Annotated in this window: 1 protein-coding gene; it reads right to left on the reverse strand. The window is 26.0% G+C overall.

The window, feature by feature from the left end; genetic code table 11:
* The coding region (locus tag C5C07_RS21250; protein ID WP_147302092.1) for a hypothetical protein at nucleotides 1-337 on the reverse strand (337 nt) is incomplete at its 3' end.
* Nucleotides 338-461: the final 124 nt, after the last annotated feature.

Consider the following 461-nt stretch of genomic DNA (forward strand, 5'->3'; position numbering starts at 1 on the left):
TATGGATTGTAAAACTGATAGTCGTGTTATATTTATCTGGTAAAGATTCAAAAACTTGATAATAAGTAAAAAAATGATTTTTCCTTAAGATTATCTCAATTGCTTTTTTTAATCCTGAAACTTCAACATGAATATTCTTTTCATGAAACGTTTCGATATAGTCAGACAATAGTACTGTCAATTCAGCATTAAACCACTCAGTATTTGTGAAGTCTAATATGATTCTATCGTTTTCTTTTACTTTCTCTAAAGCTCTATGCATACTTTGATTTAATTCATTTATATAATATGAATTTTGATTGATATAATATGGCATTTTGATTTTATAAGTTTCCATTGCTTACACCCCTACTGACTCTAGAAAAACATTTAAAAAGTTATTAATATACATCCATGATTTAATAATGAATTATCTTAAAACCAGGTAATTCTTCTACTAATTCAAGCGTTTTCACACTTAC

The sequence above is a fragment of the Haloferax sp. Atlit-4N genome, from assembly GCF_003383025.1.
GTDB classification, from domain to species: domain Archaea; phylum Halobacteriota; class Halobacteria; order Halobacteriales; family Haloferacaceae; genus Haloferax; species Haloferax gibbonsii.